Raw genomic sequence first — 15,092 nt, forward strand, 5'->3', positions numbered from 1 at the left:
TATCATATTATAATACGGGAAAATGCAAGGAAAAACAATTGACTTTTCTGTTTAAATCCCTTTCATGAGAAGATTCATATTTTTACAGACCTTTCTGTAAATTTGACTTGCTAATATCTCATAAAATGGGATAATATTCATTGATTAACCATATTAACCCTGATTATCCGATTACTGTTTTGGAGGTTACTATATGAACTTAATACTCGCCATCGTTCTTTATGCAGGCCTTGCTGTCTTTGCATTTGGCATTATCCTACTCCTATTTTTCTTAATTTTTAAAAAACGGCTTAAAGCCCCTCTAATTATTTGCTTGATTGGTTTGATTATCGCGGCATCTCCTGTTGGCTATAACTTCTACATGGCTCAGAAAGAACACCGCGAAGAACTAGCGAAGATTGAAAAGAAAGATAAAAAATTCGATAAAGCTGAACGCCAATTCATCAAACATATTAAAAAATCGACTGTTGCCACTGAATTCATCGCTCAAAAGTATAATAAAGTTTGGGGCGAGTTAACAGAAAACGGAACAGTTAACGTCGCAAATGTTGATTATAACGATCATGATAGTGCTGTTGCTGCTGAAGGTCGGCGTTTACTAGCACAAGGAAAACTCGATGACGCTGATGATTACTATGTCAGTGCTCAAGGTGACTACCAAAAAATGAAAGACTACGCGACTGATAACAATCGCCAAGAACTCGTTTACGCCAAAGATGTCTTATCCAAGACTGGGTCGTTCGTCTCTGTTGCAACCCGTCCAAACGGAACTTTCCAAGAATACACTGATGATGTTTACAAGGCTAATCAACGACATGTCCGCGCAATTCAGAAGTTGAAATTTTCTTACAGTAGTATTAAATAGTGAATATGGTGATTTTGAAAAAAAGATGAAATGGGTTACAATGAAGTAGAAGACTGGGGAGTCTTTTATTTTTTGATTCATAGTTAACCCTATTATCGATTTGGAGTGTGAGAAATGCGTCACGTCAAATTATTATTCATGATTTTAGGTCTAACTTTTATTTTAACCGCTTGTGGGAATCCTGTTAAAGCAAAGCTCCACGAAACAAACAGTGGCTTCAATGCGCAAATCACTGGTAAGACTAAGCATAAAAAGGTTTATTGGCAAATCGGTGATACCATTCATACGACTAAAACAACCGATGATGCTTTCGCATTCGAAGTCCCTTACAAAGCTAAGCAGTACCGGATTACACTTGCTGATAATGAAGAAATGCGTAATCCAACTTATGTTGAAGGCCCTGTCGCAAAAGAAATTGTGCAATGGCCGAACTTTATTCAGATTTATAATCCGATTGCCCAACAAAAAGGACTGGGCGTTTTCGAAGCGAATCCACTTGAAGGCATTCGCACTGATCAAGTTGACAGCAACAACGTGATTGCCATGAACGTCAGTGATAGCAAAGTACTGGGGATCTCAATTAAAGCTCTCAACGCAGGTAAGAATCTAACGTTTAAAAACTACGTCCTCGCCTTTTCAACAAGTATCGGAACCAAACCAACCCAGATTACTGAATTGGTCGACCGCTCACTTAAGAAACCTGGGTCATTAATGCAACTGACGGATCGCGAAGTTCGCTATACCGTTATGACGACCAATAACAACAAGCAACAAGTCACACAACTTTCAATTAATCATTTATAAAAAGAAAGCCGCCGAATCTACGATTCGACGGCTCTTTTTTTATATAGTGGTTAAAAAATTTCGGGAGAAATTATTCACATTCTTGTTATAGGGCGCAGTTCAATCAAAGTAAACGATACGGTCGGCACAAATTAGTGGTGCCAAATTGTTATAGTCACTCAACCAGCTATCCCCTATCGAATTTAAAGTGCTTATTTACGGCGTTTCTTCGTTTAAAATGCTATACTGAAGGTAAATAAAGGAGGCCTTTTTTATGTTTAATTATCAGCATATTCTTATCGGTTTAGATGGTTCTGAGTTATCAGAACGCGCTTTCAGTGAGGCGATTGAAATTGCTAAACGCAATAATGCCGAATTAGTTGTGGCTCAAATTATTCCAGATACCCTTTACACAAATGCACGCATGACTTACCCTGCTGAAACAACGACATCTGAAAAACATTTCGTTCAATCGTATCTTGATCAAAAGGTGCAATTCGCTAAAGAACACGGTGTCCCTAACGTACGAGCCATCCTTAAAGTGGGTTCGCCACGTCGTGAATTAGCCTTTACCATCCCAGAAGAAGCTCATATTGATTTAACAGTTCTCGGTGTCAGTGGTAAGGGCGCCTTTGAGCGGCTCTTAATCGGTTCTGTTGCACAATTCATCAGTGTTCATTCTAACACCAACGTCTTATTAATTAAGCCTTAAGCCGGTTTAAAGATTGGTTAAGTTTAATGCTTTGTTTTTGACGTGTCCCATTTCTAATATATAATAAAGGTAGTTTAGGAGTGGTTCGAAATGCCGTTTGATATCACTAAATTGTCTGATCAAAATATTAAGCGCTGGTTCTTACAACATCACCAAGCAATCGTTGCAACCCTTTTGCACCCAAACACTTGGTGGGCAAGTTTTAATCGCCAATTAATGCGCTTTTTCCAATAATCACTAAAAGTGACGACTGAATTTGCCGTGGTCACTTTTTTTAATGACGTTTTTTTTAAGGAGTTCTGACCGGTGACCGAGCAAACTTATACTTTTACAGCCTCAATCCAAGCCGCGACGATTGGTAAAGGCGGTGCATATGTCTAATTTCCTGGCGATATCCGCGCAATCTTCGGGAAGGGTCGTGTAAAAGTCCACGCCCTTTTCGACCAACAAATTCCCTATGATGGCAGTATTGTCAATATGGGACTTAAAAATCCAGATGGCAACATTTGTTACATTCTTGGGGTCCGCAAAGACATCCGTGCACAACTCAAAAAAGAAATTGGCGATTCCATCACAGTTGAAATCCGTGAGTGGCTATAGCTATTGCGCCCCTTTAAATGCTATACTATTTTAAATATTTATTTCGTCGACTAAATTTAGAATGAGGATTATCAAATGCCAAAACACTTTTACAAGCGCGTGGCAGTCGTTTTAATACTGATTACCACCCTTTTTTTATGGCTTTTCACAGGACCGACCAGAAGTGAGGCCGGGATTTGGTTCTTCCATAAAACCACACCCCAAAAAATTGTTAAGAAAAAAACACCCAAAAAAACGATGCTCGACATCACACCCATTTCACAATTTCCTGAATTACCAACCGGTTGTGAAATTACGGCTGTTGCCATGCTGTTAGATTACCGTGGCGTTGACATGAGCAAAACAGAAGTGGCCGATAGTATCCCTTATGTCAATGATGGCGATATGGAGGTCGGCTTTTGGGGGAATCCATACGATGATACTGGCTACACTATGTATCCTCCTGCTTGGACAGGATTCTTCTATCAATATCTCGGCAGTTTCACCGATTTATCGGACGAACCGATTAGCACGCTCAAAGCTACTTTAAAACAAAAGAAACCAATTGTCGCTTGGATTAACTACCATAAACAACCAGCGCATTCCGTCTTATTAATTGGCTATGATCAAAATTCATTTACCTTTAACGATCCATATACCGGCAAACGAAAAAAAATCTCATTTGATAAATTCTGGAAAATTGCTGCACCACAGGGACACCGTGCAATGACTTATTAATCATTAACTTGGGGGATTTAACATGCATAAACGAACCATTGCAGTCACGTTCATTACTTTAAGTAGTCTTTCATTAGCTAGTTGTCGGTCAATTAAACCTGATCAACAAGCCGCAACCCACTCCGAAAGTTTAGCACGCTATCGCGCCTCATCAGAAGCAAAAGAAAGCAATCAGCGTCGATCAATCACTAGCTCGAAAGAAGCTTCTATTAAACAACAATCAGAAAGTATCGTTGCAGCTTCAGAATCTATTGAACAAGCAAAACAACAATCTAATCAGTCAACAAGTGCCAAAAAAGCGCTCACTGCCGACAAACAAACTTCTGTTAATCAAGCTTTTCTAGCGTGGGCGGCTGAACGCGCCACAATCGGAAACATGGCCGTCAGTGATTGGTATTTTGACCACGGTGCTGCCGGATTTGGCGATTGGTTTGCCAATTCACCTGATGGCCGTATTTTAGTTCAACCTGGGACAGCAAGCCCAGGGTTTAATGCCTACCCTGTTCATGCAATTGGTGGCTGTGTCTTTTATACCGCTTTGGATGGAACAGTCGGTAAAGACAATTTAGATCGTGGATCATTCGCGGATAATTACAGCCTTAACATGGCAATGGACAAACCGGTTAGCAAATACCTACTTGGTGATAACGGCGTCGTGTATGAACTTAAATTAGGTAATGGTCACCTCACATCAACTAATGATGGTTTCAGCGAACTAAAAGATGACGGCAAACAAGCTTACTCAGAACCACTTGTCTTTGCCGTTTCTGAAGACACCGCTGCCCAAGCTGAACTAAAATCTTTACTTGCTAACTATTAGAGTTTAAAGGAGCACGACTATGAACAATGCCGAACTACAGGCCTATCTTGAAGAACATTCCCGCATCATCGATACATTTCGAGCCAAAGGTTTAGACTACCAAAATGAAAAGAACCAAAAACGCCAACCTGCCAAACGTTGGAACGAGAATAAGGTCGATCGGGCCGTTGATAAAATGGTCGCCGAATTTATCGCTAGTATTCAAGTGAAAATGGCATTCAACATTCGTGGTGAACACGCCAAAGAATATCAAACTTGGTTAACGTTCATTGAACAAAATGAAGTTGTCGAAGGCTTGGAAGAATCGGTTAATGAAATGGCGTTTGAATATTAGAAAAAGTAGTTTCTTTTAACGAATAATTTTCCGAAAAGTAATTGCACTGGATAATATTAAGGGTATTGAATTGTTAATTATCCTTGTGATTTTCTTATCAATATTATATGATTTACTTACGAAAGGTGGTTTTAAATTATGGTTAAGTTATTCTTTAACGAGGGCTCAAAAATTGCGCTCCAACAAAATGACACATTATCTGCCTTTGGTTCTACGAATGGTTCACGCCATAAGTTGACCATCAAAGACTGTGCTGCTGCAGATATCGTCGCAAAAATCTCGCACTTTGTTAAGGACACGCCGGCTTTTATCCTCGAAAATAGTCCTAGCGAAACTTATCACAGCTCAAATCTCATTATGATTACTACACGTTAATTAAAAGACTGCCGTTGGCTGGTCTTTTTTATTTTATAACTCAAAAACGCCGCTCTCTTGAGCGACGTTTTTCTTTCAGATTAACTTTATTGATTTAAATAATTATATAAGCCGCGCATGGTCGCATCCGCCAACGTTAATGGCTGCCCATCCAACGTCACCTGCTTAATTGCGACGTAATCTTCGAAATCGGGTACTTCCAGTTGTTGATTTGCGACAAATTCAGCCGCTTTTTGATAAACCTTTTCAGCGTTCGTTTGACCGTTGACATATTGAATGACTAACATTGCCATCATCTCCATTTTTACTTTTAATATTATTGATGAATTGGTCATCTTTGATAAGGTCATTATACTTCGCTTACTAAAAATAAGCAATTTATATATTTTATTCTTTATCCGTATTAAACAAAAAGCATTTAATCCATTTATTTTAGAACAATGCACCAAATACTGCACCATTTCATAAAATCAATAGACTAAATGCTTTAATAAAAGTCGAATTTTATCTTTATAAACGTTGAATTATAGGCGTTCGTTTAATTCTTTGCCTAATTCTTCAAAGCCGGGTTTGCCTAATAAAGCAAACATGTTCTTCTTGTAAGCTTCAACACCTGGTTGGTTGAATGGGTTGATACCATTCAAGTAACCTGAGATTGAGACAGCCATTTCGAAGAAGTAGATCATGTAGCCTAATGTGTAGGCTGTTTGATCTGGGATGTTAACTGACATAACAGGGACGCCGCCATCAGTATGTGCTAAGACAACACCTTGGTAAGCTTTCTTGTTAACGAAGTCCATTGTGTGGCCTTCTAAGTAGCCTAAACCGTCCAAGTTCTTTTCATCAGTTGGAATATCAATGTCGCTGTTAGGGTTCACAACGTTGACAACTGTTTCCATCAAGTTACGACGACCTTCTTGGATGTATTGACCTAATGAATGCAAGTCAGTTGAGAAGTTAGCACTTGAAGGATAAATCCCTTTTTGGTCTTTACCTTCAGATTCGCCCATCAATTGCTTCCACCATTCTGAGAAATATTGCAATGTTGGTTCGTAGTTTTCTAATAATTCGGTTGTGTAACCTTTGCGATAAAGAATGTTACGTAAAGCAGCATATTTGTATGCATCGTTTTTCATAACGTCTGTATCTGTGTATTCAGTGCGGGCATCAGCTGCACCTTTCATCAATTGGTCGATATCCCCACCAGCAACGGCGATTGGTAATAAACCAACGGCTGTTAATACTGAGAAACGGCCACCGATGTCATCAGGCACAACGAATTCTTCGTAGCCTTCTGCATCTGATTCTGTCTTCAAAGCGCCTTTAGCACGGTCAGTTGTTGCGTAGATCCGGCTCTTAGCTTCTTCTTTACCATATTTCTTGATCAACTTGTCTTTCAAAACACGGAAAGCAATTGAGGGTTCAGTTGTTGTTCCTGATTTTGAGATAACGTTGATTGAGAAATCGCGATCGCCGATCAAGTTAACTAAGTCGTTTAAGTAACTTGAACTGATTGAGTTCCCGGCGAATAATACTTGTGGGAAGTCACGTTGTTCTGCTGGTAACATGTTGTAGAACGTGTTATTCAAGAAATCAATTGCAGCTTTGGCACCGAGGTATGAGCCACCGATACCAATTGCGATGAAAATTTCTGAATCGCTCTTAATTTTAGCAGCAGCTTTCTTAATGCGGGCGAATTCGTCCTTATCGTAGTTCACTGGTAAATCTAAGAAACCACGGAAGTCGTTGCCTGCACCAGTGCCTTCACGTAATTGTGAGTCTGCAGCATTAACCATTGCTTGCATTTCTGCAAGTTCGTTTGATTGGACAAATTTGTCCAAACGGGATGCATCAAATGAAATATGTGCCATATTTGTCTTATTCCTCCTGTTTTTAAACACAAGTATACGTTAATAACTTTAGCTTTTTTAGCGCTAAAAAGCAAGCCAGATCGACCGCTTTTTCAGACTAGACCCACCTTTATTTTCAAAAGAAAATTACTCAAAGTCCTTGACTTGTTTCACCCATCCCGCTATACTTCAAATCATCAAATAAAACGGAGGTTACTGAAAATGACAAACACTCACTTAGTACAATTGAATATTCGTTGGCAAAGCCGCTAAGTGAGATTGTATGCCGTTATGGATACAGTCTTTTGATTGTATCCATGCGGCCATTCATCAGTAATCGATTGAATTTTAAGCCTACATGGATTTTAACTCGAGGAAATCCATGTAGGCTTTTTCTGTCCCCTACATGACTGTCATGTGGGGGACTTTTTTGTTTGATAATAATGAGTGCGTTCAAACCGGGTATATTTCGAACACTAGCCTAGTGGTGCGAATGAACGACGCAGTCGGTCGTTTGTGCGACGTAGCTAGGCACAGGAATACGGTTTGAAAAGCACGTTAAAGGAGCTTTCGCCATGTCTAAACTCAAACGTTTTTTACCCCTCATTCTAATTTTTGGGAGTTTGCTCACCCTACTTGGTATCAAAAAAATCAAAGAAGCCAACCAACCTAAATTGCCAATTGTCGGGATTTTACAACCCTTATCTCATCCCGCACTTGATGAAATTCATCGCGGGATTGTCGCTGGTCTAGCAAGCGAAGGCTATCATAACAACCGTAATATCAAAATTGATTTTCAAAATGCGCAGAACGATCAAAGTAATTTACGTCTGATGAGCAATCAATTCGTCACTGAAAAAGCCAAAGTAACGGTCGGCATTGCCACCCCTGCCGCACAAAGCTTAGCCAATGCCACTAAGCAATTACCGATTATCTTAGGCGCCGTGACTGATCCGGCGAGTGCCAATCTCGTTAAGAACAACGCCCATCCTGGTGCCAATATCACCGGCGTATCCGATCAAGCCCCGATTCAAAAGCAATTGGCATTAATGCAAACCATCATGCCGCAACTGAAAACCGTCGGCATTCTCTATTCAAGCAGTGATAACTCTGCCACCAGTCAAATGCACTTATTCAAACAACTTGCTGAACAAAAAGGGCTGACCGTTGTTGAGGCCAGTCTTAGTTCAGTCAACGATCTGGAACAAGTCAGCCAGAATCTAGTCCCAAAAGTCGATGCAATTTACGTTCCCACCGATAATACGATTGCTAGTGCAATGGGCACCCTCGTCCATGTGACCGACAAAACCAAAACGCCAGTCTTTCCATCCGCTGAAACGATGGTTAAAGATGGCGGGCTCGCAACCGTCGGCCTAAGCCAATACGACTTAGGCGTTGAAACCGGTAAGATGACCGCCGCCGTTTTAAGTGGTCGTTCAAAACCCGCAACCACTCCAATTCGGTATTTACGCAAAGGACATTTAGTCTTAAACCTCAAAAAAGCAAAAGCCCTCCACATCACAATTCCGCAGAGTTTAATGCAAATCGCTAATCAAAAAGGAGCTGTTCTCAAATGAATCTTATTATCTCAACCATTGACCAAGGATTATTATGGAGCCTACTAAGCCTAGGCGTTTTCATCACCTTTCGAATCTTAAAATTCCCTGACATGACCGTTGAAGGCAGTTTCCCGTTAGGTGCAGCCCTCAGCGCTTTAATGTTGCAACAACATAACATTGCCTTTTCCCTATTAGTCGCATTCATCGGTGGCTGTTTAGCCGGACTCGTGACGGCAATTTTATACAACTACTTCCATGTCCAGAGTTTGTTAGCCGGGATTTTAACGCTAACCGGTTTGTATTCCGTCAACTTGCGGATTTTAGGCCAAGCCAACATGGCAATTGGTGATCAACACAACCTATATCAACTACCGCTATTCCATCAATTAACGCTCGATCAACGGCTCTTAGTCATTAACCTAGTCATCATGCTGATCGCCCTATTATTACTGGCTGGCTTACTCTACACCGAATTCGGTCAATCCCTGATTGCAGCTGGTGATAATCCCACGATGGCCCTCTCACAAGGGATTGCCGTAAAGCGGACGAAAACGATTGGGATCGTGCTGTCAAACGGCTTGATCGCCCTTGCAGGTGGGCTCGTTGCACAATATAACGGCTTTGCTGATGTCAACATGGGCATCGGTGTGATGGTCATTGGGTTATCCGCGATCATCATTGGTGAACGGCTCCTTGTCGGCAAGCATTTCATCGCCAAACTAATTAGCATTATCCTAGGAAGCGTCGTCTACCGCCTCATCTTACTCCTTGTCTTACAACTCGGCTTTAACGCCAATGATTTCAAACTCTTCTCGGCCGTCATTTTGGCCATCTTCATCATCGCACCACAACAAAAGAAAGGACTGACTACCAAATGACCCCGCGTATGACTTTAAACCACCTCAATTTTGAAGTTACTGATAATAATGAACCTAAACAACTCTTAAATGATTTAAATCTCACGATTAATCCTGGTGAATTTGTCGTCCTCCTTGGCGCAAACGGTGCGGGTAAATCGACTTTTTTTAATACCATTGCGGGTGATTTAACCCCCACAAGTGGGCAACTACTATTCAACGACCACGACATTACGAAGCAATCCGCCCAACAACGCACACGGCTCATTAGTCGTGTCTACCAAGATCCTAAGTTGGGCACCGCAGCTGATATGACCGTTGCCGAAAATATTTTGTTGGCGATGCGCCGTGGCCAACGCCGCCGCTTATTTCCCCGGCGTCTCAAGCAACAACTCCCACAAATCAAAGCGCTCGCCAAGACACTCCCGAATCACTTGGATCAACAACTCAATCGCCCGGTTAGTAACTTGTCGGGTGGCCAACGACAAACGTTAAACTTCTTGATGGCGACGATTCAAAAACCTGAATTGCTGTTATTAGATGAACACACATCTGCTTTAGATGCAGTTTCCAGCCAAGCATTGATGACTTTTACCAATCAAACAATTCGCGATAACCAACTCACCTGCCTAATGATTACGCATGATTTAGAGGATGCGTTGCAATATGGCAATCGACTCTTGGTGTTAAAAGCCGGTAAACTGATTGCCGACTTGAACGCGACTGAAAAGCAAGCATTAACTGTCGATACTTTACTAGACTATTTAAACTAATCAAACCGCGCTAACCATTTTCGGATAGCGCGGTTTTTGCTGCTTAAATCCATTCAATCTTATCAAGCACCAATTTATCAGCGGTTAATTAATTAAGGATATGATTAACCTACGTTTAACACTTGTAATCGTTTTCTAAGTATGCTAAATTATTCCCATAAGGTTGTGCGCAACCTAATTATTGATTTAAGGGAGATCTGTATAATGACAGTTACTACTCAAAAAACTATTCCAGCTAGTGTTGCTATGCTTAGAGTTATCGAATCTTGGGGCGTTGATCATATCTTTGGTTACCCTGGTGGCTCATTTAACTCAACAATGAATGCTCTTAATATTGAAAAGGATCGTTTAAAATATATTCAAATTCGTCACGAACAAGTTGGGGCCCTTGCCGCAGCTGCTGACGCTAAATTAACTGGTAAAATCGGGGTTGCTTTTGGTTCAGCTGGCCCTGGTGCAACTAACCTTTTAACTGGTTTATATGATGCAAAAGAAGATCATGCACCAGTTTTAGCCTTGATTGGTCAAGTACCAAGCAAGAACATGAACTACAACTACTTCCAAGAATTCGCTGAAAACCCAATGTTCTCTGACGTTGCTGTTTATAACCGCCTCGTTATGACACCTGAAAGCTTGCCATACGTTGTTGATAAAGCAATCCGTGAAGCTTACAAACACAATGGCGTCGCAGTGGTTGTTATTCCAAATGACTTCGGCTACGTTGAAATTCCAGATACACCATATAGCTCAAGCTCACCTTCAGATCGTAAAAAAGTGGCTGGTCCAGTCGCAACAGACGAAGAAGTTGATCAATTCTTAGCAATGGTTAAAGACGCTAAACGCCCTGTAATTCACGTTGGTCGTGGGATTAAAGACGGCGGCGACAAGCTCGTTGAATTATCAAAGAAACTTCAAATTCCAATCGTCATGACTGGGCTTGCTAAAGGGTTAGTGCCTGATAGTTATGAAGGTAACTTAGGCATGGCTAACCGGGCTGCTTCTAAAGCGGCTGATGAAATCATGGCCGTTAGTGATCTTGTGATTGCCATCGGTGCTGACTTCCCATTTGCCAACTTAATTTATCGGACACATGACTTCAAGTTTATCCAAATCGATAACGATGAAGCACAATTTGGCCGTCACCATTTCTTAGACTTCGGAATCTGGTCAGATGCAACTGCTTTTGTTGAAAAAGTAATCGCCAGAAGCGAAACGGTTGCCCCAACACCATTCTTCAAAGCTGCTGTTGCTGATATGGCAAACTGGCAAGCCTACCTTGATGTTTTAACGAACCGCGACTCTGATCCGCTTGAATTCGAACCAATCTACAAAGAAATCAACCGGATTGCTGAAGACGATGCTGTCTTTTCAATCGATGTTGGTGATAATATCATCAACAGTTTCCGTCACTTGAACTTAACGCCTAAGAACAAATGGGTGATTTCTGCCCTCTTTGCTTCAATGGGTTCAGGCGTTCCTGGTGCCTTAGCTGGTCAATTGAGCTACCCAGATCGCCAAGTCTTCAACATCTCGGGTGATGGTGCCTTTTCAATGGTCATGCAAGACTTGATCACTGAAAAGAAATACCAATTACCAATCATTAATATCATCACATCAAATGCCGCATTAAACTTCATCAAGAGTGAACAAGATGATATTCCAATGGATTACTCAGGAATCTTCATTGAAGATCAAGATTTTGCCATGATTGCGCAAGCAATGGGCATTGAATCAATCACCGTTCGTTCTTCTAAAGAATTACCCGCTGCCTTTGACAAAGCCCTTGAAGTCACAAAAGCTGGCCGACCATTCTTAATTGATGCTAAGATCACTGACAAACGGAGTATTCCAGTTGAAGAATTAGAACTAACTATTAAAGATGGTAAGATAACAGAAACAATTAGCGCAAACTATGATGCTTCTCGTCCTGCTGGCAAAGAATACAGCGTGGCTGATTTCTTCGCAGAATACGATGGTCAATCACTGAAGACATTACCAGAATTATTTGAAGAAAACGGTGTTGAACTATAAAACAACCCGGCCATCATAAAAATAGCGTCTCAACACATTGCGGTGTGATGGGACGCTATTTTTATTGATTTAATTTTTGGTAATGGCTTCTTTAGGATGGAACCAAACGACGTTCTTGTCGAAGAATGAGACTAAGTCGTTTGATAAGTACAAGATATAGGTGAAGAATAAGACCCAATTTGAGCCACCCTGCATTGCTGTAATGCCCCACAACGTGATTGATACGATACTTTGGATGAACCAGAAGTAATAGCTTTCTTTAAACCGTAATGTGGTCAACAGTGCGCCAGTAAACCCAACTGAAGTGGCGATACTATCGATCAATGGTCGTGGACTGTCCGTCATATTGCTTTCCCAGAGATATAATAACCCGACTGATATAGCAAAGAACAATAGCGTCAACGCCCAATTACGAAGTCCTTTACCACGAGTAGCAAGCCCCCGGACTTTTTTATCAACGTTTTGCGCCCAATCTGGCATTAATAAGACTGGGATGTCTAACATAATAATGTAGACGGTTTGTAATAACATATCGTTATAGTTTTTAGCATTATAAGCCACAATAATGTAGATTAATGCAGAGATGACACCAAAGACACCGTTTAAAGGTTTCGTATTCGTAATACTAATAGTACAGGTGAAGCCTAACATCCCCGCGAGCATCGTTAAAAACGACACGCCAGTCATTGGACCACCGGAAATAGTAGCAGCTAAAATAAAGCCTAACCCAAACATCAACAAACCATAACTGGATGTTGTCCACCCTTTCATCTGTTGAATGTACCACTTAGGATTAAATACACTGGTGATTGCACGATTGTCTTGCATTGAACTGAAACCCTCTTTATATGAATTTAGTTATCACTCCAGATTGTCAACACCATTTTCCATATATTGATGTACCATCTGACGAAACAACACTATATATGGTACACGCTAAGCATTCTAATTTAAACTCTTGTATTTAATTCAATTTGTGGTAGCTGATTTTAAAGCCTTTTTGAAAGTGCCGTTAACTTACGATTGCAAGCGCTGAACTAGACCATTCGAAAATATTTTTTATTTTTAGCGTTCGTTGTCAAGACTCAATTCAATCTTTGACCAATGGCTTAATAGTCTCTTTGATCAATTGACCGGAGAATGACTTCATTAATGCCCACATTATCTGGTGTATCGATGGCGTTCATTACGGCATTAGCGACATCGGTTGCTGTTAATCCAGTTTCAGTTTCACTCTTGAGAACAGCTGCTCGTAATTGCGGATCACTAATCCGGCTGGCTAATTCGGTTTGTGCATGTCCTGGAGAGATTAACGTTGATTTAATGCCCATTCCAACTTCTTCCACACGTAACCCTTCCATCACCGCGCGCATTGCATATTTAGTGGCTGAATAAACGGATAAGCCTTCACCAGTGAAATGACCGGCAACTGAATCCGTGGTAATGATATGACCACTCTTTTGCTGTTCCATTAAAGGTAAGGCATATTTAATACCATATAGCGCACCTTTGATATTAATATCAATCATAGCCTCCCACTCATCGACTTTACCATCGCGTAGCATTGAGACGGGCATTAAGCCAGCATTATTGAATAGCACATCAATTCTACCAAATTTAGCGATTGTCAATTCGATTAAGGCTTGCATGTCTGCTAATTGCGTCACATCCGTTTGCTGATAAATAACCTCAGTGTCGTATTGAGCGGTTAACGCCGCCAACGCCGCCAACGCACTTGTTCGTCGAGCTGCTAAAACAAGTTTTGCACCTTTGGCTGCTAATAAGGTGGCCGTCTCTTTACCAATCCCACTTGATGCACCGGTAATCACAACGACTTTATTTTGAATATCATTCATTTCTTTTCCCCTCACTTTTTAGTTGATAAGGTTAGTATATCGGGTACTTCGCAATAAACAATTACGCACTTTCAACTAACTAACGCACCTCAAAGTAAGTTTTGTGAAATCACTAAAAAGACGACAACATTCTTTTTGAATAAATGTTATCGCCTTCTTTAAATATCGTATTTCTCATGGTCTCGATAATCCAACTGCACATCATCACCATTGCTCTGTAAAAAGTCGATTCTATCTTCGCCCCACTTGGCCATCATTCCTAGGACGGAAACCAATGATTTGCCGTACGCAGAAATCGCATACTCCACGTGTGGGGGTACTTCGTTAAAAACTTTTCGAGTAATGATGCCATCTCGTTCCAATTCACGTAATTGATCGGTTAAAACTTTGGCTGGAATTCCCTGAACGACGCTTTTAAGTTCGGCCGGTCTTTGAGGTCCTGCCACAAGATGACAGAGAATCAACGGTTTCCATTTCATTCCAATCACTGATAAAGTCATTAAAACACCGTTGGTATAATTTTTTTGTGGCTCGTTCAAGGCCTTTCCTCCACTTCTTGATGCTGATTTGTTTGTCTATCATACCATCAAAAAAAGGATCAGGACAATCTTATCTGTCCTAATCCCTGATTAATTATTCTGGTCGATAAGCCGCTTTAGTAGCGTTCATCGCCGACCATGCCTTAGGCCAGCCGACATAAAATGATAAATGCGTAATCACTTCGACAATTTCAGCTTCAGTAATGCCGTTTTCCTTATCAATCTTTAAATGCGCTGGTAATTATTCAAAATTACCACCTGAAATCAAGGCACTGATGGTGATTAAACTCCGTTGATGTGCTGGTAACTCTGATTCACGCGACCAAACTTGCCCGAATAAAACATCGTCGTTTAATTCAGCGAATTTAGGTGCAAAATCACCCAATAGATCGCGGCCTGCTGTTTGTTTCTTTGCCATTTT

General features: G+C 40.9%; 17 protein-coding genes and 2 pseudogenes. 13 read left to right on the forward strand and 6 right to left on the reverse strand.

Going from position 1 to position 15,092, the window contains the following annotated elements; translation table 11 throughout:
- The first annotated feature begins 193 nt into the window (after nt 1-193).
- The 9 genes and pseudogenes from LCU_RS04050 to LCU_RS04085 all read left to right on the forward strand — a co-directional run bounded on the left by LCU_RS04050 (nt 194) and on the right by LCU_RS04085 (nt 5,206).
- The gene (locus LCU_RS04050) at nt 194-865 is read left to right on the forward strand and encodes a hypothetical protein (RefSeq protein WP_004270031.1); all 672 of its coding nucleotides are present in this window, start codon (nt 194-196) and stop codon (nt 863-865) included.
- Nucleotides 866-979: 114 nt separating this feature from the next.
- Complete coding sequence (locus LCU_RS04055) at nt 980-1,669, forward strand: hypothetical protein (protein ID WP_054644372.1); 690 nt, start codon at nt 980-982, stop codon at nt 1,667-1,669.
- Nucleotides 1,670-1,922: 253 nt separating this feature from the next.
- Nucleotides 1,923-2,360, forward strand: a complete 438-nt coding sequence (locus LCU_RS04060) for a universal stress protein (protein WP_052202729.1) — start codon at nt 1,923-1,925, stop codon at nt 2,358-2,360.
- A 90-nt stretch (nt 2,361-2,450) separates the two neighbouring features.
- The gene (locus tag LCU_RS09945; RefSeq protein WP_164905620.1) at nt 2,451-2,594 is read left to right on the forward strand and encodes a hypothetical protein; all 144 of its coding nucleotides are present in this window, start codon (nt 2,451-2,453) and stop codon (nt 2,592-2,594) included.
- A gap of 72 nt (nt 2,595-2,666) precedes the next feature.
- Nucleotides 2,667-2,960, forward strand: a pseudogene (locus LCU_RS04065) (DUF1905 domain-containing protein).
- A gap of 75 nt (nt 2,961-3,035) precedes the next feature.
- The gene (locus tag LCU_RS04070; RefSeq protein ID WP_056965774.1) at nt 3,036-3,677 is read left to right on the forward strand and encodes a C39 family peptidase; all 642 of its coding nucleotides are present in this window, start codon (nt 3,036-3,038) and stop codon (nt 3,675-3,677) included.
- Nucleotides 3,678-3,699: 22 nt separating this feature from the next.
- Nucleotides 3,700-4,497 (forward strand): hypothetical protein, encoded by a 798-nt coding sequence (locus tag LCU_RS04075; RefSeq protein ID WP_056965776.1) that lies wholly within the window; start codon nt 3,700-3,702, stop codon nt 4,495-4,497.
- 19 nt (nt 4,498-4,516) lie between these two features.
- Complete coding sequence (locus tag LCU_RS04080; RefSeq protein ID WP_004265405.1) at nt 4,517-4,831, forward strand: hypothetical protein; 315 nt, start codon at nt 4,517-4,519, stop codon at nt 4,829-4,831.
- Nucleotides 4,832-4,969: 138 nt separating this feature from the next.
- Nucleotides 4,970-5,206 (forward strand): hypothetical protein, encoded by a 237-nt coding sequence (locus LCU_RS04085; RefSeq protein WP_004269975.1) that lies wholly within the window; start codon nt 4,970-4,972, stop codon nt 5,204-5,206.
- An 86-nt stretch (nt 5,207-5,292) separates the two neighbouring features.
- Here LCU_RS04085 and LCU_RS04090 read toward each other — a convergent pair whose 3' ends face one another.
- Both LCU_RS04090 and LCU_RS04095 read right to left on the reverse strand, forming a co-directional pair.
- Nucleotides 5,293-5,493 (reverse strand): hypothetical protein, encoded by a 201-nt coding sequence (locus tag LCU_RS04090; RefSeq protein ID WP_035186022.1) that lies wholly within the window; start codon nt 5,491-5,493, stop codon nt 5,293-5,295.
- 237 nt (nt 5,494-5,730) lie between these two features.
- Nucleotides 5,731-7,077 (reverse strand): glucose-6-phosphate isomerase, encoded by a 1,347-nt coding sequence (locus tag LCU_RS04095; protein ID WP_004265399.1) that lies wholly within the window; start codon nt 7,075-7,077, stop codon nt 5,731-5,733.
- 554 nt (nt 7,078-7,631) lie between these two features.
- On the opposite strand from LCU_RS04095, the gene trpX reads away from it, so the two are divergent.
- From trpX to spxB, 4 genes are all read left to right on the forward strand, one after another.
- Entirely contained in the window at nt 7,632-8,633 is a 1,002-nt protein-coding gene (gene trpX / locus LCU_RS04100; protein WP_056965778.1) for a tryptophan ABC transporter substrate-binding protein, read from the forward strand.
- Nucleotides 8,630-9,493, forward strand: coding sequence for an ABC transporter permease (locus LCU_RS04105; protein WP_004269968.1), 864 nt, complete (start codon nt 8,630-8,632; stop codon nt 9,491-9,493). The genes trpX and LCU_RS04105 overlap by 4 nt, the downstream gene beginning before the upstream one ends.
- A complete protein-coding gene (locus LCU_RS04110) occupies nt 9,490-10,245 on the forward strand; it encodes an ABC transporter ATP-binding protein (RefSeq protein ID WP_056965779.1) in 756 nt (251 codons plus the stop codon). Before LCU_RS04105 ends, LCU_RS04110 begins: the two co-directional genes overlap by 4 nt.
- Before the next feature lie 204 nt (nt 10,246-10,449).
- Complete coding sequence (gene spxB, locus LCU_RS04115) at nt 10,450-12,276, forward strand: pyruvate oxidase (protein ID WP_056965781.1); 1,827 nt, start codon at nt 10,450-10,452, stop codon at nt 12,274-12,276.
- Between the two features lie 69 nt (nt 12,277-12,345).
- Here the strand turns inward: spxB and pnuC are convergent, their stop codons facing one another.
- The 4 genes and pseudogenes from pnuC to LCU_RS04135 all read right to left on the reverse strand — a co-directional run bounded on the left by pnuC (nt 12,346) and on the right by LCU_RS04135 (nt 15,089).
- A complete protein-coding gene (pnuC, locus tag LCU_RS04120; RefSeq protein WP_004270003.1) occupies nt 12,346-13,104 on the reverse strand; it encodes a nicotinamide riboside transporter PnuC in 759 nt (252 codons plus the stop codon).
- Between the two features lie 281 nt (nt 13,105-13,385).
- Nucleotides 13,386-14,132, reverse strand: a complete 747-nt coding sequence (locus LCU_RS04125) for an SDR family oxidoreductase (protein ID WP_054644368.1) — start codon at nt 14,130-14,132, stop codon at nt 13,386-13,388.
- 158 nt (nt 14,133-14,290) lie between these two features.
- Complete coding sequence (locus tag LCU_RS04130; RefSeq protein ID WP_081038301.1) at nt 14,291-14,671, reverse strand: winged helix-turn-helix transcriptional regulator; 381 nt, start codon at nt 14,669-14,671, stop codon at nt 14,291-14,293.
- A gap of 94 nt (nt 14,672-14,765) precedes the next feature.
- Nucleotides 14,766-15,089, reverse strand: a pseudogene (locus LCU_RS04135) (carboxymuconolactone decarboxylase family protein).
- Nucleotides 15,090-15,092: the final 3 nt, after the last annotated feature.

It is taken from the genome of Latilactobacillus curvatus JCM 1096 = DSM 20019 (genome assembly GCF_004101845.1).
Taxonomy (GTDB): domain Bacteria; phylum Bacillota; class Bacilli; order Lactobacillales; family Lactobacillaceae; genus Latilactobacillus; species Latilactobacillus curvatus.

Excerpts from the sequence above, each read along its gene's own strand:
- LCU_RS04055 (WP_054644372.1), top strand. The coding sequence starts at position 980 with ATGCGTCACGTCAAATTATTATTCATGATTTTAGGTCTAACTTTTATT.
- LCU_RS04075 (WP_056965776.1), top strand. The coding sequence starts at position 3,700 with ATGCATAAACGAACCATTGCAGTCACGTTCATTACTTTAAGTAGTCTT.
- LCU_RS04085 (WP_004269975.1), top strand. The coding sequence starts at position 4,970 with ATGGTTAAGTTATTCTTTAACGAGGGCTCAAAAATTGCGCTCCAACAA.
- LCU_RS04070 (WP_056965774.1), top strand. The coding sequence starts at position 3,036 with ATGCCAAAACACTTTTACAAGCGCGTGGCAGTCGTTTTAATACTGATT.
- trpX (WP_056965778.1), top strand. The coding sequence starts at position 7,632 with ATGTCTAAACTCAAACGTTTTTTACCCCTCATTCTAATTTTTGGGAGT.
- LCU_RS04125 (WP_054644368.1), bottom strand. The coding sequence starts at position 14,132 with ATGAATGATATTCAAAATAAAGTCGTTGTGATTACCGGTGCATCAAGT.
- LCU_RS04090 (WP_035186022.1), bottom strand. The coding sequence starts at position 5,493 with ATGTTAGTCATTCAATATGTCAACGGTCAAACGAACGCTGAAAAGGTT.
- LCU_RS04110 (WP_056965779.1), top strand. The coding sequence starts at position 9,490 with ATGACCCCGCGTATGACTTTAAACCACCTCAATTTTGAAGTTACTGAT.
- pnuC (WP_004270003.1), bottom strand. The coding sequence starts at position 13,104 with ATGCAAGACAATCGTGCAATCACCAGTGTATTTAATCCTAAGTGGTAC.
- LCU_RS04080 (WP_004265405.1), top strand. The coding sequence starts at position 4,517 with ATGAACAATGCCGAACTACAGGCCTATCTTGAAGAACATTCCCGCATC.
- LCU_RS04095 (WP_004265399.1), bottom strand. The coding sequence starts at position 7,077 with ATGGCACATATTTCATTTGATGCATCCCGTTTGGACAAATTTGTCCAA.
- LCU_RS04050 (WP_004270031.1), top strand. The coding sequence starts at position 194 with ATGAACTTAATACTCGCCATCGTTCTTTATGCAGGCCTTGCTGTCTTT.
- LCU_RS09945 (WP_164905620.1), top strand. The coding sequence starts at position 2,451 with ATGCCGTTTGATATCACTAAATTGTCTGATCAAAATATTAAGCGCTGG.
- LCU_RS04105 (WP_004269968.1), top strand. The coding sequence starts at position 8,630 with ATGAATCTTATTATCTCAACCATTGACCAAGGATTATTATGGAGCCTA.
- LCU_RS04060 (WP_052202729.1), top strand. The coding sequence starts at position 1,923 with ATGTTTAATTATCAGCATATTCTTATCGGTTTAGATGGTTCTGAGTTA.
- spxB (WP_056965781.1), top strand. The coding sequence starts at position 10,450 with ATGACAGTTACTACTCAAAAAACTATTCCAGCTAGTGTTGCTATGCTT.